Source organism: Rariglobus hedericola (assembly GCF_007559335.1).
GTDB classification, from domain to species: Bacteria; Verrucomicrobiota; Verrucomicrobiia; order Opitutales; family Opitutaceae; genus Rariglobus; species Rariglobus hedericola.
In genome coordinates, this window is the sequence record NZ_VMBG01000001.1 from 380,427 (window position 1) to 403,896 (window position 23,470).

The following is a 23,470-nucleotide window of genomic DNA, read 5'->3' on the forward strand; positions in this document are numbered from 1 at the left end:
CACGCATTTGGCAATTTGACGAGTATTCGTCACGGAAACGTCGCGGCGCGTTTATTGCATTGGGAGTGGTCTGGTCCTCGTCTGATGCGGGCCATTTTGATCAGCCCGCCGCCATCCGAGTTCTCGCTTCACCATGCCGCCTCTTCGTTTTTTCCGCGTTCGATTTTGTTTCTGTTTCCTGGCGTGGATGCTCGGGTTGGTCGCATCGCTGCAGGCGGACGAACGCATTCGCATCGTGGCGGCCAATCTCACCAGCGGTAACGCCCAGAGCTACGATGCTGGTCACGGCGGTCGGATCCTGCAGGGACTCCAGCCAGATGTCGTGCTGGTGCAGGAATTCAACTACCTGAACCACACGACGGCGGATCTCCGCGCGTGGGTGGACGCGAATTTCGGCGCATCGTTTTCCTACATGCGCGAGCCCAACGCCGGCCAGATCCCCAACGGCGTTGTGAGCCGCTACCCGATTCTCGCCTCTGGAAAATGGGAGGATTCCAATGTGAGCAATCGCGATTTCGCCTGGGCGCGGATCGATATTCCGGGCGACCGCGATCTGTGGGTGATCAGCGTGCACCTCCTCACCACCAGCGCCTCGAATCGCAACGCCGAGGCGTCGCAGATTCTCAACTACATCACGGCGCAGGGCATCCCGGCCGCTGATTACGTGGTGCTCGGCGGCGATTTTAACACCGTCAGCAACACCGAGGCGTGCATCGACACGCTGTCGTCTTACTTCGTGACCAGCGGTTCCTGGCCGGTCGATCAGGCGGGCAACGGCGGCACCAATCGCAACCGCGACAAGCCCTATGACCGCGTGCTGGCCGACACGGATCTGAACGCCCGCAAGGTCCCCGTGGTCCTCGGTTCGCAGAGCTTCCCCAACGGCCTCGTCTTCGACAGCCGCGTTTATTCGCCCTTGCCGTCGCCGGTGCTGGAGAGCGACAGCGCCGCGACCAACATGCAGCACATGGCGGTGGTGCGGGACTTCATGATTCCCACCACCAGCGCGCCGGCGGTTCCGGCGATCTACAGCGCCGCCAACGCCAGCGGCACGGCCGGACAGACGTTCAGTTATCAAATCGCGGCAACCAACACCCCGACAACATTCGGCGCCAGTGGTCTGCCGTCAGGGTTGAGCGTCAACACCGCCAGCGGCCTCATCTCCGGCACGCCAGCCGCGGCGGGCAATGCCACCGTCTCGCTCTCCGCGACCAACGCGAGCGGCACGGGCACGGCCACCCTGGCTCTCACCATCGTCGCCGCCGGCAGCGGCGGCGGGGGAGGGCAACCGGGCGTGGAGTTGCTGCGCGAGGATTTCGCGGCGCTGACGACCGGCAGCGACACGTCCAGCAGCGGCCCCAGCGGCACTTCGCAGAGCACCTTCGCGCCCAACTTTCCCTCCACCGCCCAGTTCTTTCCCGCTGGAGGCACGGTCAAACTGGGCAGCGGTTCAAACGTCGGTTCGATGACCAGCAAAGTTCTCAATCTCAGCGGCTCAGGCGGAGCCTTCACCGTGAGTTTCAAGGTCAAGGGATGGACCGCGGTTGAGGGCGATATCACGGTGACCGTCACCGGCCTGATCGCGCAAACGGTCACCTACACCAACACGCTTGCCGATGGTTACGTGACCAAGACGCTCAACTTCACGGGCGGCACGACCAACTCGACCGTCACCATCGCCACCACGGCGAAGCGGGCCTTTATCGACGACGTGGTGGTTGCCAGCGCCGCAATCCCCGCCACCCCGACGCTCGCCACCAGCGGCACGCTCGCGGCGGTGAACACCATCTATGGCACCGCTTCATCGACACCCACCAGCTTCAGTGTTTCCGGAGCAGATCTCACTGCGGGCATCCTCGTAACGCCGCCCGCGGGCTTCGAGGTTTCGCAGACGACCGGCGGCGCGTCCGGCTACGCCTCCACGCAAACCGTGGGCGCGTCGGGCACCGTGGCGTCCACGACGATTTACGTGCGCCTCGCGGCGAGCACCGCGGCGGGTAATTATGTGGGCGTGGTGACCTGTTCCAGTGTCAGCGCCTCATCGGCGACCGTGCCGGTGGCGGCCAGCACGGTTGCCCGCCGGTCTTTGGTCGTCACCGCGCAAGATCGCAGCAAGCCCTTCGGCGAAGTGTGGAGCGCGGGCACCTCCGCGTTCACGGCGTCGGGTCTCGTGTCAGGACAGACCATCGCCGCGGTTGTGCTCAGCACGGTCGGCGGCACGGCGGCCTACGATGCCGCAGGAAGCTATTCGATTTTCCCCTCGAATGCTTCCGGCGGCAGTTTCACCGCCGCCAACTATAGTATTTCCTACGTGCAAGGCACGCTGACGGTGACCGCTCCGACCTTCGCGGAGTGGGCCGACGGACTGGCCGACGCCACCCCAGCAGGTGATCCCGATGGCGACGGCATGGTCAATCTCCTCGAGTATTATCAAGGGCTCGACCCCGAGGTGTCGGACGGCCTTGCGCCGCAGATCCAGTTCAACGGGGCCGAGCTGTCTTTCGAGTATCGTCACAGCAAGACGGCCAACGGCGTGACCGGCGCCGTGGAATGGACCACCGACCTCGCGGGCACCGCCGTGTGGTCCGACGAGGAGGTCACCGATGAGTTGATCGAGACCTTCGACCTCTACGAACTCCGCCGCGCCACCGTGCCGGTGACCGCCGCCGAAACCAAGAAATTCTTACGCCTCCGAATCAGCCAGCCCTGAGCCCAGAGTCAGCAAGGAAGACTTAAATAGTATCTAGCGGCGTGGCCCTTTGGATTGACTCCCTCTTTTGCTCTACTGCTAGACGGTCCCCGGAAGGTCAGATTTGGGTCTGCAAGAGGGCATTGAGATTATAATGAGCGAAGACTTTCCTGATTTGGAGATCATTGCCGCCACCCACGACGTTGCTTTGTGAGAGAGAGGTTTTTTGCGAGTGACGGGTGGTGGGCAACTGACGGTTTTTACCCGGCAGCTTTTTGACTTTGGAACCGGCTAAAAGCGCCATGGCCTTGAGCCAGACATCATCAGCGTGGGGACAGAGGGATTGAAAGAGGGCTATATTGGTGACGTCCGGGTGAAGGGAACCGGGCGGGTAAAGCACGCCGACATGACCGGTAGGGAAAAGCAACGTCGAGGGGCCGGTGTGTTGAGTCTCCCATTCCCATTCCTTGTAGTTCTGGATTTCGCCGGTGCTGCTCAAACGCATGTGATGAGCCCGGTAACAATGAATATGGGCGGGCTCGGCAGCGAAGGCATCATAGAGCCGGGCAAAAAGATCGGGCGGATAATGGGCATCGTCGTCCACTGTGAGAATAGGCAGGTCGGGAAAATCCCGCAGCGCATGAATTATTTTGGTATAGGGCCGAGGTCGGGTGCTCTCCTTATTTCCAAGCCACGACGGGACTGGCGCCGCAAGGCCGTGGAAATTTCTCGATCTTTGACCGAGTCATCGATCCAGAGAATCAGCCGCAGCGGTTGCACGGTCTGGCCCAGCAGGGTTTCAATGGCGATGTGGACCCGTTTCAGGCGTTCGCCGTAAGTCGTGAGGGAAACAATGAACGGACGGGTGACTGCGGGGAGCGCGGTGCGCGGACGTTTCGAGTAGCGTGCCAGTAAAGCAAGGCGGGCTTCGCGCTTCCGATCGGGCAGAGTGCTCATTTCCTGATTCATCCTTCGGCGAATACGCTCAATCAAGGACAGCCTAAGTGATGGGGACTGAGACATGGCGCGGGGATGAAGGAGAATCGGGAGATAAGAGTCTTTGATGTGGATTTGCAGGTGAAATTTGCAAAGCAACTACGTCGCTCTTTTTGGCCCATGTCGGATCGGAGGCGGCCAGAGCCCCTTACGCTCGATCCTATTTCCAAGGATAGGAGACCCGCGGCCTAAGGGGTGAACGCGTTCGGCTTCACGGTGCGTAGAGCACGCGATCCAGGAAGGTGATTGCGGCTTTCTCGGCGCCGGCGTCGAAGAGGAAACCGGTGATGTGTCCGCGGTTTTTTATCCAATAAACGGGTTCGTGAGAAACACCGGCGGCAGTGAGAGCCGCTTCGAAGCGGACGGCGTGCTCGGTGGGAACCAGTTTGTCGTTGCCCGCGTGATAGAGGAATACGGGCGGGGAGCCGGCCGAGATATGATTGATCGGTGACGCCTCGCGAAAGGTGGCGGGGATTTGGTCGATCGTGCCACCGAGGAATGCGGGCACCAGATCGCCGCCGGGATAAAGCGTGAGATCGCTCGGCGCGCCTCCGGCGACGATGGCCTGCACCCGCAGTTCGGGCGGCCCATCCATCAAGCCGACCAATGCCGCGAGGTGTCCGCCGGCCGAATATCCGAAGGTCGCGACCCGGTCTGTCCGCAGACGATACTCATCGGCGTGGGCATGCAACCAGCGCAAGGCCTCGCGGAGATCCTCGACCGGCGCGGGATAGGTGAATGCGGGCGCACCGCGATAGGCCGCGTTCATCACGACGTAGCCGCGGGCGGCGAGTTGTTTCGCGATGGATTTCATCTGGTAGCGGTTGTCGGAAGGTTTCCAGCCACCGCCGTAGATCAGGAGCACGCCAGGAAACGGCCCGGCGCCTTTGGGTAAGTAAAGATCGGCCTCCAATGCCTGCGGCCAAGTGGCCGGCGTATAAACGATATCGTCCTGTCGGATATAACTCGTCTGACGCGCCGGAGCGGGTTGTCGGCTGCCGCTGGCGCAGCCGGTCATTGATGCGAACAACCCAAGGCAGGCGAGGGCGACAAAAGGGGCGACGGCAATTTTCATAAAGGCGTGCAGCAGCAGACCCTCAATTCCCCGAATGGTCGCGAATCTTGTTGTGCCGACCATCCTTCTTGCCGACGTGCGCGGCTACGACGACGCTCAAGCCATGGCCAAGTATCTCATTTCGTTTCCTGCGGAAGCCATGCAGTTAACGCCCGCGGATCTTCAGCAGGCATCCATCGACTCTCACGCGGTGGTTGCCGAGGCAAAGGCGGCGGGCGTGTGGGTGTTTGGCGGTGGCATCGATGAGAGCGTCGCGCCCGTGTTGGTTTCTGGGGACGGTTCGGTCTCGCCGACGATTCACCCGGGCAGCCGGTTGACGGGTGGGTTTGCGGTGTTGGAAATTGCGACACGCGACTCAGCGCTCGAGTGGGCACGGAGGTTCGCGGTGGCTTGCCGCACGTCACAGGAATTACGCGTGTTCCTGTTCAATCCGGAGAGCTGAGGGTGGCGGGTGGTCCCTTTGGCTCGCATCTAGCGGCCTGATCGCCTCGGCTCGACGGCCCATAGATCGCGAAGACTAACAAAATGTCTTATTATTGATCGCCTCTCGCACACGGGTGATCATTTCCGGGTTCGCTTGGGATATCAGGCAGGCCAAGGAAGTGCGTCGGGTGGTTCCGTCTTCTTGGCGCACGTTCAAGTGCAGGGTGATTTCTTCGTCGGTCGTCTCGGTGATCAATGAGTCGATGAACTTCCACGGAAGCAGGTGGCCGTTGTTGAAGCCGTTTTGGATAAACAGGCCATGGCGCACCGGCTGCCAGCGCGTGAGAAAGTGGGGAGCGAAGCGCGGCACATGGCTTAAAAACAGCGGAAGATAAATCATCAGGCTCACAGCAAACGGGGCCAATAACAGGCCGGTGATCAGTCGGGTGGGCGGAGCTTCGTCCGCACCCGCGTGGTAGACAATCCACAATCCCAACAGTCCAAGCAGCGGGCCAAGAATCAATGTAGTGCGAAGAACGGGCCATGCTCCCTTTCTTAACTCCTGTTGACGAAGTGGAAGCACGCGCTGTGTTTCGTGGAAGATGAGTTTGGCTTTGGCCATGGTCGCTTTTCGTGAATGGGGTCAGGCCGAGTATTATTGTATTTTGCTATTTCTGGATCGGCTCATCATCGAGCGTGCAGTGCCTTCTGCACCGAGTGCCAATTCTCGCGTCAGCCAGGAAACGGACGCGCCGCTTTCCGTGCGCACGGACTGGGCAAGCTTAAGCTTCCACGGGGCGGTCTTGGGTGCAGCCAAAGCTTCGGTCTGATTGCGGCCGGTCTCACGGAGTTTCTTGTCGAGCAACTCCCGCCATTGTGCCTCACGCAAAGCACGCGCTTCCTGAGAGGCCAATCCTGGCGTCAACGCCATGCTCTTATGCTCGGCGGCCAGCGTGCGTTGCCAGTCCGTTCCGCCGATGGCCCAGCCCGTGGAAAACGCTTCATATCCAAGGCGTTTTTGTTCCTCTTGGTTGGCCGCCAGTGCGATCAAGTGCTCGACGTAGCCCGACCACCCATCGGGCGTATCGCTCCAGCCACGCCCGTTCAAAGCCCCCTCGGGGTCCAGTCCGGCAAACCGCGGTCCTCTGAGAAAACGCGCCAGACTACTCCAGCGAAACGCTCCGACTTGGGAAGCTTCTACGACCTGGGCTCTCACTGGATTGAGATGCACATAATCGATCACATGCCCCATGACACGCGCATCTTCAATCGGAAGGGCCTGATAACGCCCTTGGAAAAGATGCCCGCGCTCCTGGCGGAAGCGATTAAACCGGGTTGCCGTGGTGCTCATCAGCCAATGCATCCCCTCGGTCAGGTTCGGTTGCGGCGTCTCCACGACCAAATGAAAGTGATTGCTCATCAAAGCATACGCCTGCAACCGCCACCCATATAAAGCTACCGCCTCCTCCAGCGTCTGCACAAAGGACTGCGCCGCACCGACAGTTTCAAAGACATCGCGGCGATAGTTGCCGCGGTTGATGACGTGGTAGATCGCGCCGGGGTATTCGAGCCTCAGTTTTCTGGCCATGAGGGGATTGCGGCGAATCGGGCGGGGCGTTCAAGGCAGAAATACAACAATACTCGGCCTGACCCCCTTGGCTCGACGCGACAGCCTTAACTTCGGCACCGGCGCCGTGTTGATGGAAGCTTCCGAGACAATGACAGTCAACGGCAGCACTCTGACCATGGGCGGTGTGATCAGCAGCAGCGAAGGCGGCGGAATCACCAAGGCCGGTGCAGGCACGCTCGAGCTCGGCGGAGCCAACCTCTACAACGGCGCCACCTTGGTCAATGCGGGCACCCTGCTCGTCAACGGCTCGCTCGCCTCCGGCAGCGTGGTGACGGTGAACTCGGGCGGAACGCTGGGCGGCTCCGGCACGATCAACGGCGCGACCACCATCGCCACCGGCGGCACGCTCGCCCCCGGTAACAGCCCCGGCCTGCTTACCTTTGGCAGCAACCTCACCCTGGCCACCGGTAGCACCACCGTCTTCCAAATCGACGGCACCAATCGCGGCACCACCTACGATGCGATCAACCTCACCACTGGCACGTTAACCTACGACGGTGCGTTCAATCTGGTCTTCGGCACGACCGTCCAGGATGGCACCGCCCTCGATTTCTTCCGCCTGTCGGGTAACGGAAGCACTGGCAGTTTTTCGTCGATTCTCGCGAGCGGCAGCTATAGCGGCCTGTTTACGAACGACGGCGGCGTGTGGACGCTCGTCAACGGAGCGCAAACGCTCACGTTCTCGCAGACCACAGGCGATCTTTCGTTTTCCAGTGCCGCCGTCCCCGAGCTCTCGACCTACACGGCACTTTTCGGCGCGTGCTCCCTCGGCGTCGCCGCGTGGCAACGCCGGCGGAAGTTGCGGGCGGCGTGAGTGCCCCCTCTGCCGGAACGTTCCAGTCGAATGCAGGACCGGCGCTGCACCGGGGTGGCGTCCGGCAATTTCAGTGGCGATTCGGGCTTGCGACGGCCACGTCTCCTCAGCGCTCCATCGCCGCGCGCAGACGGGCCAACGCAGCGCGGCCGAGAGTGAGCCGCCGCGGAAATGGGGTCGGTCCGTCAGTTGTCGAAAAAATAGGGTTGGTTTGAGGCGGGGCTTAAAAATTCGAATACTGAAGGCCCGACCCCTTTGGCTCGACGCGCGCCTGTGTTGGTTTCTGGCGACGGTTCGGTCTCGCCGACGATTCACCCGGGCAGCCGGTTGACGGGTGGGTTTGCGGTGTTGGAAATCGCGACGCGCGACTCAGCGGTCGAGTGGGCACGGAAGCTCGCGGTGGCTTGCCGCACGTCGCAGGAATTGCGCGTTTTCCCGTTCAATCCGGAGAGCTGAGGCTGAAGGGTGGTCCCTTTGGCTCGATGGGACCTGAAAACTAGCATCTAGCGGCCTGACCCTTCGCTCGACTCCCATCGGCTCGATGCAACACTGGGGTGGATCATGCCTAACGTAGCGGTTTTACACCGCCTCTGCGTCCTAATCCGAATGCTATACGATAAACGTCAGGCATCTGTATGCGGCCATCACTCAATTGCTGAACGATGCCTAGATCTTCCAAATCAATTAGCACGCCCATTCCACCTTCTCCGAGGCGAGGAGGGGGGAGTTTTACGTCGCCCTGTATACTTGCAGTTTTTAGTGTCTTAATGACATTGCTCCCTGACCATAATTCCATAATTTGGTCTACTTCACAGGGGACGGAAATACTGCTGAGGGGTTCTATAAGCGATTTCACCCACGGGTAGTCTTCGATCACCTCAGCAACCCGGATTTGAGAGGCTGCTTGAACCCCTGTTTGTATGGATTTGTAATGGAGCGGGTATTCCCACCCATGCGGCAGATCGCCAGCCGCAGCCCTACGAAGTGCCGCGGAGAAACTACGCGGGCTTACCTGTTCGCGACCATCAAGAAGGTGATTTGGTAGCCATGTATACGGATAGCCGCGTTTATTTCCGCTTCCCATTGCTGGGCCTGCAATGGCGTGAAATGCGTTTCTTTGAGTAACCTCATCTATTCTAAGGATGCTGGGTAATATCCAGGTATTAGTGGTTTTGTCTTCTTTCCAGCTCAATCCATAATGCTTTTTAAAGTGGATGCGTATTTCTTCACCGCTATTTTGTGCATTACCTAAACATTGAAATAATAGAGCATATAGGTCTACACTTCGCCAGGTGAGCGTTACCTTTCTGGCTAACAATTTTGAAGAGTCTGGAAATGCTAAAATTTCCTTGTCCTCTATCATGTCAGGACGAACAAATAGCTTGAGTCTGATGGCGCGACAGCTGCGAATATCTAGAGCAAGTTGAAAAAGAGCCTTTGCCAAGGGGCGAATTGAAACCCAATCGTTTGCTAGCCTATCTAAGGCATCAAACAATACTAGATGGAGTCTCTTTGCCTTTAAAAGGGCGCAATCAGCGTTTTCAAGTAGCTCGTCGTAATCCTCTGGGTTTTCAGAGGTCCACTTAACTCTTTCCGCCCACTTGCCTTCTCTGCTCGGAAAAGGCGATGGAAAATCAAGATGCGTTGCTATTACAGCTTTCCAGATGTCTCTACAGGCGTATTTTTTCGTTAGTAAATCGAGGGTGTCTTTACTAGGAGCGTCGACCTTTGTTAGTCCTGTTCCAAATCCATGCGATATTTTGAGGTTAGTGCCAATTCGAGCCTCCGGGAAAACCGAAGCTAGGTAGTTCCTGTGTGGTTTTGAGTTTAGCACAGCCCACCAGTGACTTTTCCCTGCACCTCGTATACCTTCGACTATTGTGTTGTCTGGATCAAGGGCCTTGGCGTGGCTTGCAGGAACGTAGGTGAATGCAGGGTCCCGTGTAGTAAACGAAGATGATTCGTCATTTCCAGGAAGTGCTTCGATTAGTGCACTGCGAGTGACCTGTCTGGGGAATGTATCTGTGTTCATTCGTTTTCCTTAGTGGCCAAATGGAATGCCGCTTCAAGGAACTCCCCGAAGCTAGAATCGATATCCGATTTGGTTAAAATTTTTCGAGAAAGGAGTAGTGGGTCGAATTCTTGAAATCTATTATTCCATTTGATGCGTAGCGGTGAATGCGGCGCTGACTCGTCCTTTAGATCAAAGCTAAATGTGTTTTCTTCGTTTTGGCCGGGTGCGATCTCCTCATAGAGATTTTCCGAAAAAAGCTTATAAGAACGATCTAGAAATTGGGCCGCCCGTGTTGCTTGATTCGTTTCAGGGAAAAGTGCATCCACTATCCAAAGTTTCTCCCTTACTTTTTTTGCAATTTTGGGACGCATTCTCCAGTGGGAAAAGAGATGTCCGTAACCCTGCCATGTTTGTGCGGTATCGGTGGCAAAGAGGAATGCATGTGTCGCCAACACGACTATGCTTAGTGCACCTAGATCATGCAGGCCAGCTCTGCTATCGATTAAGATTACATCTGGCTTTTCTTGTTCTTCCAGCGAGTTGATGAGTTTTGCGATGCGCTCCGAAAACCGTAAACTTTTCCCTCCGGATGATACGTCTGCATAAACACGTGACAATTTGTCCAAGTAAAATGACTCGTCCATGCCCATCGATGCCGCTATGCGGATCTGCCCAGTGGTGGTCTCCGCTAGTGGACTTACTGATATCATTCTTGATAAAACCGCGTCGCCTTGGCCATTGGCATCTTCCAATAGCCAATCAATAATTCCAAATTCAGCCATCTTGTCCGGGGGGAGGAGGAGGCCGGAAAGACCCGGTGATTCTAGATCTAGGTCAATCAAAAGCACGTTTTTTCCCTCTTGGGCTAACCGATAGGCAAGCATTGTAAGGGCTGTAGACCTGCCTACGCCACCTTTTAGACTAAAGAAAACTAGGCGAGGGATATTAGTCGTGGTTTCCGGTTCAATTGAGGACCAATCTTGGCCAGTGATTTGCCTGTCCAGGAGCTGTATTTTGAGCGTTTGTCCGTCAACAGGGATAAATACTTCCAGAATGGCTGGATCGTTGAAGATATCGTTACTGTTGAATAGTTCGTCTTTGAATATGACTCCAGAGTCGGCGGCGAGATATGTATCGATAGCACCTAGTTTTGAGATAATCTCTGTGCGTAGATTTTGATGCTCATCGGAATTTGCGTCTATGGCGACTCTAATGCGGCCGTGTATATCTCTAATCACTAATGGTTTTATGCCAGCAGGGAATTCGATTTCATTTAATACCTTAGCCGCGCCTTTTATGGCGTCATTGAAAAAAATGGGTTTCATGTGCTGACTCCGTCAATTTTTGCTGCTTGTAGCATTGCGATGACTTCTTCGGCGGCGGCCTTCCATTTATCAGTCGATGTGGGAATGCTGCTCTCCTTGTAATATCTATGATCTACGTTCCAATCTCCAAAATGACTAATTTTTGTGAGCATTGACGTGTATTTAACCGCCGTTCTTCCGCTGAGTGTTAAGTTGATCGCGTTAAATTTGGCGGGAAGTGCATTAATATGATTTCTTAATGCACTTCCGTAGGGTGGCGATCCATTGGCGTCTTCCGCGTGCCTGTGCCACATGAATAATGCTTTAATCCCGCACTCTGCACAGAACCCATATAATTGACCAGCATTTGGCATTCTTGAATTCGAACGCAGTAGCTCAGCATCATCGAAGTGGCGTTTAGCTGATGCAAAAAAGTCAACTGGTTTGAGTGCCGCGGTCATTTGTTAGGCTATGGGAGCTGTCGATTAATTACAGCGTCGCAAGGATTGTATTCAACGTGGCACTGGGCCGCAGGGCGGCGGAGGCTTTGGCGTTATCGGGCTGGTAGTAGCCGCCTATGTCGGTGGGCTTGCCTTGGACGGCGATCAGTTCCTTCACGATCTGGTCTTCGGAGTTCGTGAGCTTCTCGGCTAAAGGGGTGAACGCTTTCTTGAGGTCGGCGTCGGAGGTCTGCTTGGCGAGGGCTTGGGCCCAATACAGCGCGAGGTAGAAGTGCGAGCCGCGGTTGTCGATGCCGGCGCCAACTTTGCGGGCGGGGGACTTGTCGAACTCGAGGAACTTGCCGTTGGCTTCGTCGAGGGTCTCGGCGAGAACTTTGGCCTTGGCGTGGTTCTGGGTGATGCCGAGGTGCTCGAAGCTGGCGGCGAGGGCGAAGAATTCGCCGAGGCTGTCCCAGCGGAGGAAGTTTTCCTCGGTGAACTGCTGGACGTGCTTGGGGGCGGAGCCGCCGGCGCCGGTTTCGAAGAGGCCGCCGCCTTTGATCAGGGGGACGATGGAGAGCATCTTGGCCGAGGTGCCGACTTCGAGGATCGGGAAGAGGTCGGTGAGGTAGTCGCGGAGGACGTTGCCGGTGACGCTGATGGTGTCCTGGCCTTTGACGATGCGCTCGAGGCTGACCTTGGTCGCGTCGGCGGGGGGGAGGATCTGGAGGTCGAGGCCCTGGGTGTCGTGGTCCTTCAGGTAGAGCTCAACTTTGGCAATGAGCTGGGCGTCGTGGGCGCGGGCTTTATCGAGCCAGAAGATGGCGGGCGTGCCGGAGAGGCGGGCGCGGTTGACGGCGAGTTTAACCCAGTCGCGGATCGGGAGGTCCTTGGTTTGGCAGGCGCGCCAGACGTCGCCTTGCTCGACGGCGTGTTCGAGGAGGGTCTTACCGTCGGCGTCGACGATGCGGATGGTGCCGGCGGCGGACGCTTCGAAGGTCTTGTTGTGGGAGCCGTATTCTTCGGCGGCCTGGGCCATGAGGCCGACGTTGGGAACGGAGCCGATGGTGGCGGGGTTGAGCGGGCCGTTGGCTTTGATGAAGTCGATGGTGGCCTGGTAAACGCCGGCGTAGCTGCGGTCGGGAACGAGGGCGAGGGTGTCGCCGGTGTTGCCTTTGGCGTCGTAGACTTTGCCACCGGCGCGGAGGAGCGCGGGGATGGAGGCGTCGATGATGACGTCGGAGGGGACGTGGAGGTTGGTGATGCCTTTGTCGGAGTTGACGTAGGAGAGGGCGGGGCCGGCGGCGAGGGCGGCCTGGATGTCGGCCTCGATGGCGGCTTTCTGGTCGGCGGGGAGTTTCTCGATCTTGGCAACGAGGTCGCCGAAGCCGTTGTTGAAATCAACGCCGAGGGTGGCGAGGACGGCGGCGTGTTTGGTGAGGAGGTCTTTGAAGAAGACGCGGACGGCGTGGCCGAAGAGGATGGGGTCGGAGACCTTCATCATGGTGGCCTTGAGGTGGAGCGAGAGGAGAACGCCGTCGGCTTTGGCCTGGGCGATCTGCTGCTCGTAGAAGGCAACGAGGGATTTCCTGCCGATCTTGGTGGAGTCGAGGATCTCGCCGGCCTGGAGGGCGAGCTTCGGGAGGAGAACCTTCACGGAGCCGTCGGCGCCCACGAACTCGATCTTGGCGGTGGTGGCAGCGGCGAGGGTGAGGGATTTCTCGTTGGCGAAGAAGTCGTCGGCGGAGAGGGAGGCGATGCGGGTCTTGGAGCCGGGCGAGAAGGCTTTGTTAACGTGCGGGTGCTTCTTGGCGTAATCCTTGACGGCCTTGGGGGCGCGGCGGTCGGAGTTGCCTTCGCGGAGGACGGGGTTCACGGCGGAACCGAGGACCTTGGAGTAACGGGCGCGGGCGTCTTTCTCGGCGTCGGTCGAAGGGGTTTCGGGGTAGTCGGGGAGGGCAAAGCCCTTGGACTGAAGCTCGGCGATGGCGGCCTTCAGCTGCGGGATGGAGGCGGAGATGTTGGGCAGCTTGATGATGTTGGCCTCGGGCTTGAGCGTGAGGGCGCCGAGCTCGGCGAGGGAGTCGGGGGTCTTCTGGTCGGCCGGGAGGAGGTCGGCGAAGTTGGCGAGGATGCGGGCGGCGACGGAGATGTCGCGGGTTTCCACGTTGATGCCGGCTTGCTTGGCGTAGGCCTGCACGATCGGCAGGAGGCTGTAGGTGGCGAGCGCGGGGGCTTCGTCGGTGATGGTGTAGATGATGGATGGGCTCATTCGAAGTAGTGAGTAGTGGGTAGCGAGTAGTGAGTAGTTCGGAGATCCGGACTCGGAGGCTCGGAAACGGAAAAGTAGTTGGCCAGCAAAGGGCGGGCGCGGGGGTGGGTCAAAAGCAAATGCGGGCGGGCGAGAGGTATGCGCCGCGCTAACGGGGACGCATCGTTTGCTATTAGCCGCAGGCAATCAGCGGGTCTTTTCGCAGCGGGCTTTGATGATGAGAAGGATGTAGTTTTGCAGGTCGGCCATCAGGGCCTCGGTCCACAGGTGTGAGTAAAAATTAAAGCGGGTGGAGAGGCGTTGATCGCTGGAGAGGTGCAGGATGACGCGATCGGGGCCGAGGGACTCGATGTAGTAGGTGCCGTGGAGAACGTCGAAGTAGGGGCCGCCGATGGTGACGTGTTCGTCGAAGGTCGTGGGCGGGATGTTTTCCGTGTCGGCTTGGATCGAGAACGAGATGCGGACGGGCTCCTGCCATTCGGTGATGCGCTCGAGGAAGAGCACGTTGCCCTCGAAGCGGGCGTAGCGCACGGCGCCGACTCCGGTGCCTTCGAGCAAGGCTTCGGTGGGGCGCGGAAAGCCGAGCAGATGACTGAAGTTGAGCGAGTGCTCGGATTCAGTGATGAGCGGGACGGATTTGATCTGGTTCCATACGGTGGCCGGCGAGGCGTTGATCTCGATGGAGGTTTCGACGCGGCGGATTTCCGTGGAGGCTTCGCGCAGGGATTCGAGGGGGGCGGCGACGAACGGTATCAGGGCAACCACCGCTGCGCAGTAGTTACGGCTGCTGTCTTGAGTGAACGCGAACCGGATGAGGCCGGCCAGCAGGCCGCCGAATGATGACAAAACCAGAACCAGAGGAAGCCAGATAATCACGCAGATCAGCCCCTCCCAGGCGAAGAGCAGACAGCAGCCCAGGCACGCGAGCGATGAGAGCCAAGGCATAAGGATACGGCGGCCCCAACTATAACGTTTACGGTATTCGCCCAGCCAGACGGTGAGGAAGCCGAGAGCGATGGGAACGCCGATGATGAAGGTGGAACTCATCACTTCGAACAGCGTGCCTTTGTCGGCATCGAGGCCAAACATCAGGCGGACGAAAAGACCGTAAAGAGCTCCGCTCAATGCGCCGATCCAGACGAGTTGTTTGCGAGACAGGGTGGGCATTCAGGCGAGTCGAGCCGTTGGCGATGTCGGAGGCAAGGCGAGGCACGTCAAGGCCTTCAGCCTCCCTCGTGTTCAGCGCCCGCGCGGGCTGTGGCCGAATTTCTGACGGAAGGCGCGGCAGAAGGTGTTGGCGCTGGTGTAGCCGCTGGCGAGGGCGATGGATTCCACATCGGTGTCGGTCGCGGCGAGCATGGCGCGGGCATGCTCCAAGCGCAGACGGCGGAGCAGGGCGCCCGGGGATTCGTGGTAGCGGCGGGTAAACTCGCGGATGAAGTGCTCGCGGCTTACGGCGCATTTGCCGGCGACGAGTTTGAGGTTGATGGGCGAACGGAAGTGGCTGCGCAGGTAATGGTGCCCGAACTCGATGGGATCGGTCGTCTGCGTGCCGCGCACCTGTTCGCGGTAAAGCGCGATGAGCAGACCGTGGATCAACTCGGCCTCATGGAGGCGGTCGCGGAAGGTGCGTTGCTTAAAGCGGGTGCCGATCTCGTCAAAGAGGGCGGACGCTTCCGAGTCGTCGGACATGCGCACCACCGAACCGAAATCGGTGCGCAATCGCGCGAGCAACGGAGCGAGCGTTCCGATCATGAGGGTCACATAACGTAAATCGTAAGGTGCGGTGGCACCGGCGGGATAACCGTAGGCCGTGGGTTCGTCGTGGCTGAACAGCATGGCGTGACCGGCGGGCACATCATGGGTGCCCGCGGCATCGCGAAACCAGCCGCGGCCGCTCTGGGTTCGCTGGATGGCGACGTGGTGGGACCGCCCGCCGCGCAGAGTGTTGTCATACTCGTAGGCGGAGGAACTGCGCACCTCGTCGGCGGCGCTGATGATGATGGGGAAAACCTCCTCGGGCATGCCTTCATGTCACAAATTGCACATCGTATATCAAACTTTTCATATCCGCCTTTAAGGGTGCCGCAGGTTTGAGTGCAGGCGGTCGCACTGAGTGGCGTCCGTATTTAACAAATCCCCTCCATGGCTAAAATTACCCTGATTGGCGCCGGCTCGGTCGTCTTCGCGAAGAACCTGATTTCCGACATCCTGCAATTTCCCGAATTGAGCGGTTCGACCATTACGCTGATGGACATCGATCCGGCGCGTCTGGAAACGGCGCGCGTCATGGCCGAGCGAGTGGTGCGTAAACTCGGCGTGAAGGCCAGGATCGAGGCGACGCTCGACCGTCGCAAGGCGATCACGGGCGCGAACTACGTTATCTGCACGATCCAGGTCGGCGGTTACAAGCCGGGCACGGTCATCGATTTTGAAATCCCGAAGAAGTTTGGCCTGCTCCAGACGATCGGCGACACGCTCGGCGTGGGTGGGGTGTTCCGCGGATTACGCACTATCCCGAAGACGTTGGAAATCGCCCGTGACATCGCGGACGTGGGCGCGCCGGGCTGCACGTTTCTCAACTACACGAATCCGATGGCGATGTTGTGCATGGCGGCCGACCGCGCGGTGGGCGTGCCGATGGTGGGCCTGTGCCACAGCGTGCAAGGCACCAGCCAGCAGCTCGCGAATTACGCGGGGCTCGACGCCAAACACGTCACGTATCGCGTGGCGGGCATCAACCACATGGCGTTCTTCCTCGACTACAAATACCGCGGACAAGACGCGTATCCGCTGTTGTTCAATCTGCTCAACGACGGAGCGTTCACGCAGGACAAAGTGCGCTTCGAGATGATGCGCCGACTCGGTTATTTCGTGACGGAGTCGAGCGAGCACCAGAGCGAATACAATCCGCACTTCATCCATCACGGGAAGTCGGTGATCGAGAAGTTCGACATTCCGATCGACGAATACCTGCGCCGTTGCGAGTCGATCATCGCGACGTGGAAAAAAGCCGAGGCCGAGCTCATCGGCGAGGACGGCGACATCACCGTGAATCCGCAGACGCACGAATACGGCAGCTTCATCATTCACTCGATGGAGACGAACACGCCGCGCGTGATCTATGGCAACGTGCCGAACACCGGACTCATCACGAATCTACCGGACCGCTGCTGTGTGGAGTTGCCGGTGCTGGTGGATGCGCAAGGCTTGCAGCCGACGCACATCGGCGACCTGCCGCCGCAGCTGGCCGCGATTTGCCGGACTAACGTCAACGTGCAGGAGCTCACCGTGGCGGCAGCGCTTACGGGTAAACGTGAACACATTTACCACGCGGTCATGACGGACCCGCATGCGGCCGCGACGCTGCCGCTCGATAAGATCTGGGCGATGTGCGACGAGTTGATCGAGGCGCACCAGAAGGTCGGCCTGCTCGGTGAGTTCGCTCCGACCATCAAGAACACCGGCCGCGCTTACGCGGGCACGGGAGACAAGGTCATCGTGTCGGTGGAACCGGTGAGGCCGTTGGCTGAAGTGTCGGGTGCACCGATCGAGTTTAACTTCACGGCGGTGAACCAAGGGACGACGGCGTTCACCGGGAAGTTGGTCTTCGAAGCCAACGGCGTGGCGGTTCCGATTAAAGGAGGCGCTGTTTCAATCAAGCTCGCTCCCGGTGCGACACTGGTGAAGCGCGTGGTGTTGCAACCCGCCGCGACCACGGCGCTCACGTTGCGCGGGATCTCGACGGATGCGCGTGTGATGGGGCGCGATTACATCTTCAGTCCGCCGCGCGTGATCAAGGTGTCCGCCGCGGACGCCGTGGCAGTGGACGTGGAGTTCATGGCGAACAAACTACTGAAATCCGCGATGACCGTGAAAGGCACCGTGCTGGAAATCACGGGGCGAGTGATCGACACGGCGGTGAAGGTCGATGTGGCCGCGCCGTGGGCAGCCTCGACCATCGAGTTCTTCGTGAAGCCGGCGCGGGTGGGCGGCGGGACGACCCAGTTGTTTTTGTTGCCGCGGGCGAAGGGCGCGACCGTGCTGGGCAAGACGCGCAAGCCCTCGAAGGCGGTGGCTTTCAAGGTGAAGATCGACAAGGGCGGCTACGATTTCACGCTGCGCTGCGATTTGAAAAAACTCGGTGTGCAGGTGAACGCGGGCGAGGCGTTTTACCTCGATTTGTTGATCTCCGCCGGCGCGCTCGGTGATGCCCACGGTTCCTGCCGCGTGGGTTGGAACGGCAAAACGAATAGCTCGTCACGCTCGGAGCACTTCGCGCTCATTGTGCCGGTGTGAGCGGAGTCCGCTTTGAATGATCACCCGGACCGCGCCTGCAAGGTGCGGCTTCCGGGCGGCGTTCAGTGACGCGAGAAAATATCCGCGACGGGATAGCTTGAGCCGTTCAAGGCGGCGTCGGTGAGGAATTCGTGGCTCGCGAGGATCCACTCAAGGCGGAAACCGGTGGACTGACTTCCGTAAACTTCGACGTTTTGATAACGGGAATCGACCACCCACAGACGGGGCACGCGGCAGTCGGAGTAAACCTGTTTTTTGAGGACCGTGTCCGGATGATGATCGCCCGGCTGGAGCACCTCGGCGGCGAGGTAGAGCTCGTTGTTATCGCGACGCACGAGGGCGAGGTCGGGGCAGATGACGGTCCCGGCTCGGAGCGTGAGCGTGGTGCGGCGCGGCAGGAGCTTCAGCGCGGAATTGGCCGGCAGGTGGCGGGCGACCCAGGCGTGGAGACGGTCGCAGAGGACTTCGTGCGGGCCGTTAAGCGGGCCGCGGATGAAGGTCTCGCCGTCGATCAACTCTTCGTAGGGATCGGGCATGCGGTTATTTTTTGATGAGACGGGCCAGCCAGAGAAGCAGCAGACTTCCGCCGATGGCAAAGATCACCTGCATGGCCATGCGGCTGACTTGGGTGAAAACGAACCAGCCGAGAAAGGCGCCGGCACACGAAACAACCAAGGCAACCGGGAGCGCGGTTTTGCCTTTGCCGGTGAGCGCGGAGAGCACTCCGACGATGACGCCGATGACAAGCAGAGTGAAAAACGTCTGGAGATTCATGCGCTCAGGCGGCGGGTGGAATCTGCAGTTTTTGCCAGACGGCCACGGGCACATCCTCGGCGCGGCTTTGCGGGCTGTAGCCGGCGGCGGTAAGCTCGACAAACCAGGCGGCACCGCCGTCGGGGAGCTTGTCGCGAAGGAGGGCGCCGAGCTGCTTGCGACGCTGCTGGAAGCAGGAACGGATGAGGAGCTTCACCTCGGGATCGAACACGAACGGCGCGGGTTTGCGCACGAGGTTGAGCAAGTAGGATTCGACGTCGGGGCGCGGGTGGAAGCACGCGGCGGCGACCTTGTGGCCGGGGGCGATGTCGTAGGCGGACTGGAGGAAAATCGAGATGGCTCCGAATTGTTTGGAGCCGGGCTTGGCGGCGTAGCGTTGCGCGGCTTCCTGCTGGAGCATCAGCACGAGATTGGTCGGCAACGGACCGGAGAACACCGCGTCCATCCATGGGGTAGAGATGGCGTAGGGGAGATTGGCGACGACTTTGAAACCGGCGGCGGCTTTGTCGGCGGGGAGGGCGGCCAGGGGCTGATCGACGGCGTCGCCTTCGAGGAGGTGGAACGTGTTGGGAAACCGGGGCAGGAGCGTGGCCTCGAGGTGAGCGTGGAGGTGGCGGTCGAACTCGACGGCCCAGAGATCGGCGCCGGTTTCGAGGATGGCGGTCGTAAGCGTGCCGAGGCCGGGGCCGACCTCGACCACTGTGTCACCGGCGCGGACGCCGGCGAGTTCGAGTGACTTGAGGACGATGTTGCCGTCCACGAGGAAGTTTTGCCCGAGCGCGCGCTTGGGAAAGTGGCCGAGTTGATCGAGGAGATCGCGGGTGGCTGAAGGAGAGAGAGGCACGGATGATGGGTTAACCACTAATTAGCACTAATGGGCACTAATTTCAGGAAAATCAGAGGATTCGACGTTTCCATTCGAGGCTGGGTTGGGCGCCGAAGTTAACGATATAGCCGACACGTTTTTTGGTGGCGCGGAGATAGTTGATCAGCTGCGCCTCGTGCTCGGGGAGAAGTGTTTTCACGGCTTTGATTTCTACGACAATTTCTCCGATTACGATGAGGTCCGCTTCGTAATATTTTCGGAGCGGCCGTCCTTTGTAGAAAAGTTGGAGTCGGGCTTGAGCGGTAAAAGGAATCGCCCGTTCGGTGAGTTCAAGTTCCAAGCTTTCCTGATATACTTCTTCAAGGAATCCGTGGCCGAGCTGGTTATAAACCTCGAAGCAAGCAGCCATGAAGTCATAGCCCTCTTGCTCGAATACACCCTGTGCTGAATTAGTGCTCATTAGTGTGAATTAGTGGTGGAAATCTGAGGTCTGAGAAGGAAACGGATTAACCACTAATTGGCACTAATGGTCACTAATTTCGGGCAATTAAGAGGTGTGGTTCACGCGGTTTGAAATTCCGTAATCAGGGCGGCGGTGTCGGGGGCCTTCATGAGGGCTTCGCCGCAGAGGATGGCGTGGGCGCCGGCGGCGTGGACGCGGGCGGCGTCGGCACCCGTGAAGATGCCGCTCTCGCTGACGGCGATCACGTGTTTCGGGAACAAGGGTATGAGTCGTTCGCTCAGACCGAGGTCGCACTTGAAGATGGCGAGGTCGCGGTTGTTCACGCCGATGATCTTTGCGCCGTGTTTCACCGCGCGCTCAAGTTCGGACTCGTTGTGAATCTCGAAGAGGGCATCGAGTCCGGCGAATTTGGCGGCGGCGAAGAGCGCGGCGATCTCGTCGTCATTGAGGGCGCGCACGATGATGAGGATGGCGCCGGCGCCGGCTTCGCGGGCCTGAAGGACCTGGATGGGGTGAACCATGAAATCCTTGCGAATACACGGAATGGCGGGGCGGTCTTGGCGGAAGAAATTCGTCACGCCGGTCAAGTCGTCGAGCGTGCCGCCGAAGAATTTTTCGTCGGTGAGGATGGACAGGGCGGAAGCGCCGGCGGTGCGGTAGTTGATGGCCTGATCGGTCGCGGAGAGCGTGGTGGCGGCGATGGCACCGGCGGAAGGCGAGCGGCGTTTGATCTCGGCGATGACGGCGAGTTTACCGTCGTCACGGCGGAGGGCGGCGGCGAAAGACGGGGGCTTGGGGGCCATCGCGTTGAACGCGGCCAGTTCGGGCAGGGACACCGCGCGGATGAGCGGGGCGATCTCCTGTCGTTTCCAAGCCATGATCTCTGTGAGTTTGTCGGACATGTCGTAAGGAACAATAGCCGCAAAGAGGTGCAAAAGGCGCAAGAAACAATCCCGCGGTGATTCGAGGGTTTACCTTTTCACGTCTTTTGCGCCTCTTTGCGGATAATTTATGAGCGCTGTTGCCGATCTTCGCAAAACCATCGCCGCCCTCCGCGCCCCCGGCGGTTGTCCCTGGGATCAGGAGCAAACCCACGCCACGCTGACGCGTTGCCTGATCGATGAAGCCAGCGAGTTGCTCGACACCATCGACCGCCTCGACATGCCCCACATGCGCGAGGAATTGGGCGATGTGTTGATGCAAGTGGTGTTTCATGCGCAACTCGCCGAGGAGGCCGGACACTTCGATCTCGAAGCGGTCGCGGCGGAGGCCAACGACAAGCTCGTGCGCCGGCATCCGCATGTGTTCGGCACGGGCGACAAAATCGGCACGTCCGAGGACGTCATCGTGAAGTGGGAGCAGATCAAGGCGCAGGAAAAGAAGAACGGACCCGTGCAAAAAGGTGTCTTCAAGGACCTGCCGCCGCGACTGCCGGCGTTGATGTTTGCCGAGACGATCTGGAAACAAATCGAAAAGAAAAACCTGTCCGTCGACGGCGTGGTCGATGTCGCCCAAGTGAAAGCGCTCGGCGCACAGCTCGACGAGGCGACGCTCGGGCGGATGTTGTTCGAACTCACGGCGGCGGCGCGCGTCAAGGGACTTGATCCCGAAGGTGCGTTGCGGCTCCACGCCACGCAGGTCATGCGCGATGTCGAAGCCCGCGTTACATCCGCCACCGCCTGAACCGGTGCTTGCGCGCTGGTGGGCGCCGTTTGCGGAATTCCTGGAGAAGGAACGCCGTTACTCGGTGTATACGCTGCGCAACTACCGGCAGGCGTTTGATGATTTTTATCGTTGGTTGAACGCGACCGGTTTGTGGGAGCGCGGATTCGACCAACTCAGCACGCGGGAGCTGCGCGATTTCGTGATCGAGGCGCAGTCGCGTTTCGACCGTCGCACGCTGCACAATCACGTGTCGGGGCTGCGTGCGTTTTTTAAATTCTGGCTGCGACGCGGCGGCGTGAAACGAAATCCGTTCGTCGGCGTGCCGCTGCCGAAGCTGGAAAAGCGTTTGCCGAAATTCCTCACCGAGACGCAGATGAAGCTGCTCTTAAACGGGCCGCAGCGGTTGTTGGAAAACCAGTCGCTGGATGCCTTCACATCGTGGCGAGACCGGCTGGTGATGGAGCTGCTTTACGGCGGTGGTTTGCGTGTGAGCGAGCTGACGGCGCTCAACTACGGCCAGATCGATTTCACGAGTGGCGTGGCCCGGGTGCTCGGCAAGGGCAAGAAGGAGCGCCTGTGTCCGCTCGGGCGTGTGGCGATGGCCGTGCTTGAGAAATGGAAACGTGAATTTGCGAAGGACACGGGTCACGATTTGCCGGTGTTGGTGAACGGGAAACAGGAGCGGTTACCTGTGCGGCAGGTGCAGTTGTTGTTAAAACGCTACCTCGCGCTGGCGGACCTGCCGCTGGACCTGACTCCGCACAAACTCCGGCACAGTTATGCGACCCACCTGCTAAATGCCGGTGCGGACCTGCGCCTTGTGCAGGAATTGCTGGGACATGTGAATTTGAATACAACGCAGGTCTATACTCATGTGAGTGTTGCGCGACTGCGGGATGTTTATGCGAAAGCGCATCCGCGCGCCTAAGTCTCAGAAGCAGGGTGTTGCCACCAAAAGAAGGATATGACTAGATATCACTAGGTTTGGTAAATTTTCGCCTCATTTTTACGTTTAGCTAAGATATAACGTAGTAATTTGTTAAAAGTTAGGCAATGCGGTCATTGCATCCCGCTTTCACTGAATGTCGTTAACTTCGCCTTTATCCACCAATCAGCCCGCCGGTGACGTTAAAGTCATCATTGTGGACGACCATGCCGCGATCATAGGAATGATGACCCAAGTGGTTGAATCCCTGCCTGGTTTCAAGGTGGTGGGAAGCGCGCTCGATGCCGATGCCGCGATGGAAGTCTGTCGTAATGAGCAGGCTGACATCATCATCCTAGATCTGGTGCTGCCGGGCGTGTCGGGCCTGGCCCTGCTGGGCGAACTGGGAATCATCTGCCCGAAGTCCCGCATCCTGATTTTTACCGGCAGCCTGAATGCTGCCGCCATGCGCGGAGCGCTCGCCGCCGGCGTTTTGAGTGTGGTCGAGAAGATGGCCACGCTGGAAATATTCCGCGCGGCCCTGCTTTCGGTTTCCCAAGGTCAGACGTATTTCGGACCGCTCGCGGGCAATTTCATCAAGGCGCTCGTGAGTCGCGATCAATCGACGCCTGAGGCGAATGCCGGTATCAGCGAACTCACCAAGCGTGAGAAGACCGTGCTTTGCCACGTGGCGCAGGGTCTTAGCTCGAAAGAGATCGCGGACAAACTCGGGGTGAGCGTGCACACGGTGATCAATCATCGGAGCAACCTTATGAAAAAAACCGGGCTGCATCGTGTCGCGCAGCTTTCGCTGTTTGCCGTGCAGGCGGGTTTAGTGGGAGAGACGACGGATCGCTGAGC

The 23,470-nt window shown here is 59.2% G+C and carries 22 protein-coding genes and 1 pseudogene; 7 read left to right on the top strand and 16 right to left on the bottom strand.

Going from position 1 to position 23,470, the window contains the following annotated elements; genetic code table 11:
• Positions 1–133: 133 nt before the first annotated feature.
• Complete coding sequence (locus FPL22_RS01815) at positions 134–2,710, top strand: endonuclease/exonuclease/phosphatase family protein (protein WP_144228414.1); 2,577 nt, start codon at positions 134–136, stop codon at positions 2,708–2,710.
• Positions 2,711–2,807: 97 nt separating this feature from the next.
• Here FPL22_RS01815 and FPL22_RS01820 read toward each other — a convergent pair whose 3' ends face one another.
• The 3 genes from FPL22_RS01820 to FPL22_RS01830 all read right to left on the bottom strand — a co-directional run bounded on the left by FPL22_RS01820 (position 2,808) and on the right by FPL22_RS01830 (position 4,760).
• Entirely contained in the window at positions 2,808–3,293 is a 486-nt protein-coding gene (locus tag FPL22_RS01820; RefSeq protein WP_144228415.1) for a hypothetical protein, read from the bottom strand.
• Positions 3,294–3,334: 41 nt separating this feature from the next.
• The gene (locus tag FPL22_RS01825; RefSeq protein ID WP_144228416.1) at positions 3,335–3,646 is read right to left on the bottom strand and encodes a hypothetical protein; all 312 of its coding nucleotides are present in this window, start codon (positions 3,644–3,646) and stop codon (positions 3,335–3,337) included.
• Positions 3,647–3,896: 250 nt separating this feature from the next.
• Positions 3,897–4,760 (bottom strand): alpha/beta hydrolase, encoded by an 864-nt coding sequence (locus FPL22_RS01830; protein WP_162525156.1) that lies wholly within the window; start codon positions 4,758–4,760, stop codon positions 3,897–3,899.
• Positions 4,761–4,863: 103 nt separating this feature from the next.
• Between FPL22_RS01830 and FPL22_RS01835 the strand changes: the two genes are divergently transcribed.
• Positions 4,864–5,202 carry a YciI family protein gene (locus tag FPL22_RS01835; protein WP_144230237.1) on the top strand — a complete coding sequence of 113 codons (339 nt, stop codon included), beginning with the start codon at positions 4,864–4,866 and terminating at the stop codon, positions 5,200–5,202.
• Between the two features lie 75 nt (positions 5,203–5,277).
• Here the strand turns inward: FPL22_RS01835 and FPL22_RS01840 are convergent, their stop codons facing one another.
• Together FPL22_RS01840 and FPL22_RS01845 are read right to left on the bottom strand one after the other, a co-directional pair.
• Positions 5,278–5,805, bottom strand: coding sequence for a hypothetical protein (locus FPL22_RS01840; protein WP_144228418.1), 528 nt, complete (start codon positions 5,803–5,805; stop codon positions 5,278–5,280).
• A 33-nt stretch (positions 5,806–5,838) separates the two neighbouring features.
• A complete protein-coding gene (locus tag FPL22_RS01845; RefSeq protein ID WP_144228419.1) occupies positions 5,839–6,771 on the bottom strand; it encodes a transposase in 933 nt (310 codons plus the stop codon).
• Positions 6,772–6,838: 67 nt separating this feature from the next.
• Here FPL22_RS01845 and FPL22_RS18065 point away from each other — a divergent pair, with 67 nt between their 5' ends.
• Positions 6,839–7,627 (top strand): autotransporter-associated beta strand repeat-containing protein, encoded by a 789-nt coding sequence (locus FPL22_RS18065; protein WP_275263003.1) that lies wholly within the window; start codon positions 6,839–6,841, stop codon positions 7,625–7,627.
• A 565-nt stretch (positions 7,628–8,192) separates the two neighbouring features.
• On the opposite strand, the gene FPL22_RS01860 is transcribed toward FPL22_RS18065, so the two are convergent.
• The 6 genes from FPL22_RS01860 to FPL22_RS01885 form a co-directional block, all read right to left on the bottom strand.
• Positions 8,193–9,659 carry a hypothetical protein gene (locus FPL22_RS01860; protein ID WP_144228421.1) on the bottom strand — a complete coding sequence of 489 codons (1,467 nt, stop codon included), beginning with the start codon at positions 9,657–9,659 and terminating at the stop codon, positions 8,193–8,195.
• Complete coding sequence (locus FPL22_RS01865; protein ID WP_144228422.1) at positions 9,656–10,966, bottom strand: ParA family protein; 1,311 nt, start codon at positions 10,964–10,966, stop codon at positions 9,656–9,658. The genes FPL22_RS01860 and FPL22_RS01865 overlap by 4 nt, the downstream gene beginning before the upstream one ends.
• On the bottom strand, positions 10,963–11,406 hold the full coding sequence (locus tag FPL22_RS01870) for a hypothetical protein (protein ID WP_144228423.1): 444 nt from the start codon (positions 11,404–11,406) through the stop codon (positions 10,963–10,965). Before FPL22_RS01870 ends, FPL22_RS01865 begins: the two co-directional genes overlap by 4 nt.
• Positions 11,407–11,434: 28 nt before the next feature.
• The gene (locus tag FPL22_RS01875; protein WP_144228424.1) at positions 11,435–13,657 is read right to left on the bottom strand and encodes an NADP-dependent isocitrate dehydrogenase; all 2,223 of its coding nucleotides are present in this window, start codon (positions 13,655–13,657) and stop codon (positions 11,435–11,437) included.
• 186 nt (positions 13,658–13,843) lie between these two features.
• Positions 13,844–14,824 (bottom strand): SRPBCC family protein, encoded by a 981-nt coding sequence (locus FPL22_RS01880; protein WP_144228425.1) that lies wholly within the window; start codon positions 14,822–14,824, stop codon positions 13,844–13,846.
• Positions 14,825–14,896: 72 nt separating this feature from the next.
• Positions 14,897–15,682, bottom strand: coding sequence for a helix-turn-helix transcriptional regulator (locus FPL22_RS01885; RefSeq protein ID WP_144228426.1), 786 nt, complete (start codon positions 15,680–15,682; stop codon positions 14,897–14,899).
• 120 nt (positions 15,683–15,802) lie between these two features.
• Between FPL22_RS01885 and melA the strand changes: the two are divergent.
• Positions 15,803–17,074 (top strand): annotated as a pseudogene (gene melA / locus FPL22_RS18200) (alpha-galactosidase); the annotation flags it as partial.
• Between the two features lie 944 nt (positions 17,075–18,018).
• Here the strand turns inward: melA and FPL22_RS01895 are convergent.
• From FPL22_RS01895 to FPL22_RS01915, 5 genes are all read right to left on the bottom strand, one after another.
• A complete protein-coding gene (locus FPL22_RS01895) occupies positions 18,019–18,492 on the bottom strand; it encodes a Uma2 family endonuclease (protein WP_144228428.1) in 474 nt (157 codons plus the stop codon).
• A 4-nt stretch (positions 18,493–18,496) separates the two neighbouring features.
• Positions 18,497–18,730: a hypothetical protein gene (locus FPL22_RS01900; RefSeq protein WP_144228429.1), complete on the bottom strand. Its 234-nt coding sequence runs from the start codon at positions 18,728–18,730 to the stop codon at positions 18,497–18,499.
• 4 nt (positions 18,731–18,734) lie between these two features.
• Positions 18,735–19,574, bottom strand: a complete 840-nt coding sequence (gene rsmA, locus FPL22_RS01905) for a 16S rRNA (adenine(1518)-N(6)/adenine(1519)-N(6))-dimethyltransferase RsmA (protein WP_144228430.1) — start codon at positions 19,572–19,574, stop codon at positions 18,735–18,737.
• A gap of 52 nt (positions 19,575–19,626) precedes the next feature.
• A complete protein-coding gene (locus tag FPL22_RS01910; protein WP_144228431.1) occupies positions 19,627–20,016 on the bottom strand; it encodes a GxxExxY protein in 390 nt (129 codons plus the stop codon).
• A gap of 101 nt (positions 20,017–20,117) precedes the next feature.
• Positions 20,118–20,921, bottom strand: coding sequence for an indole-3-glycerol phosphate synthase TrpC (locus FPL22_RS01915; RefSeq protein WP_144228432.1), 804 nt, complete (start codon positions 20,919–20,921; stop codon positions 20,118–20,120).
• A gap of 109 nt (positions 20,922–21,030) precedes the next feature.
• On the opposite strand from FPL22_RS01915, the gene FPL22_RS01920 reads away from it, so the two are divergent.
• From FPL22_RS01920 to FPL22_RS01930, 3 genes are all read left to right on the top strand, one after another.
• A complete protein-coding gene (locus FPL22_RS01920) occupies positions 21,031–21,702 on the top strand; it encodes a MazG family protein (protein WP_144228433.1) in 672 nt (223 codons plus the stop codon).
• Positions 21,668–22,612, top strand: coding sequence for a tyrosine-type recombinase/integrase (locus tag FPL22_RS01925; RefSeq protein WP_144228434.1), 945 nt, complete (start codon positions 21,668–21,670; stop codon positions 22,610–22,612). The genes FPL22_RS01920 and FPL22_RS01925 overlap by 35 nt, the downstream gene beginning before the upstream one ends.
• Positions 22,613–22,826: 214 nt before the next feature.
• Positions 22,827–23,468: a LuxR C-terminal-related transcriptional regulator gene (locus FPL22_RS01930; RefSeq protein ID WP_162525157.1), complete on the top strand. Its 642-nt coding sequence runs from the start codon at positions 22,827–22,829 to the stop codon at positions 23,466–23,468.
• Positions 23,469–23,470 lie beyond the last annotated feature (2 nt).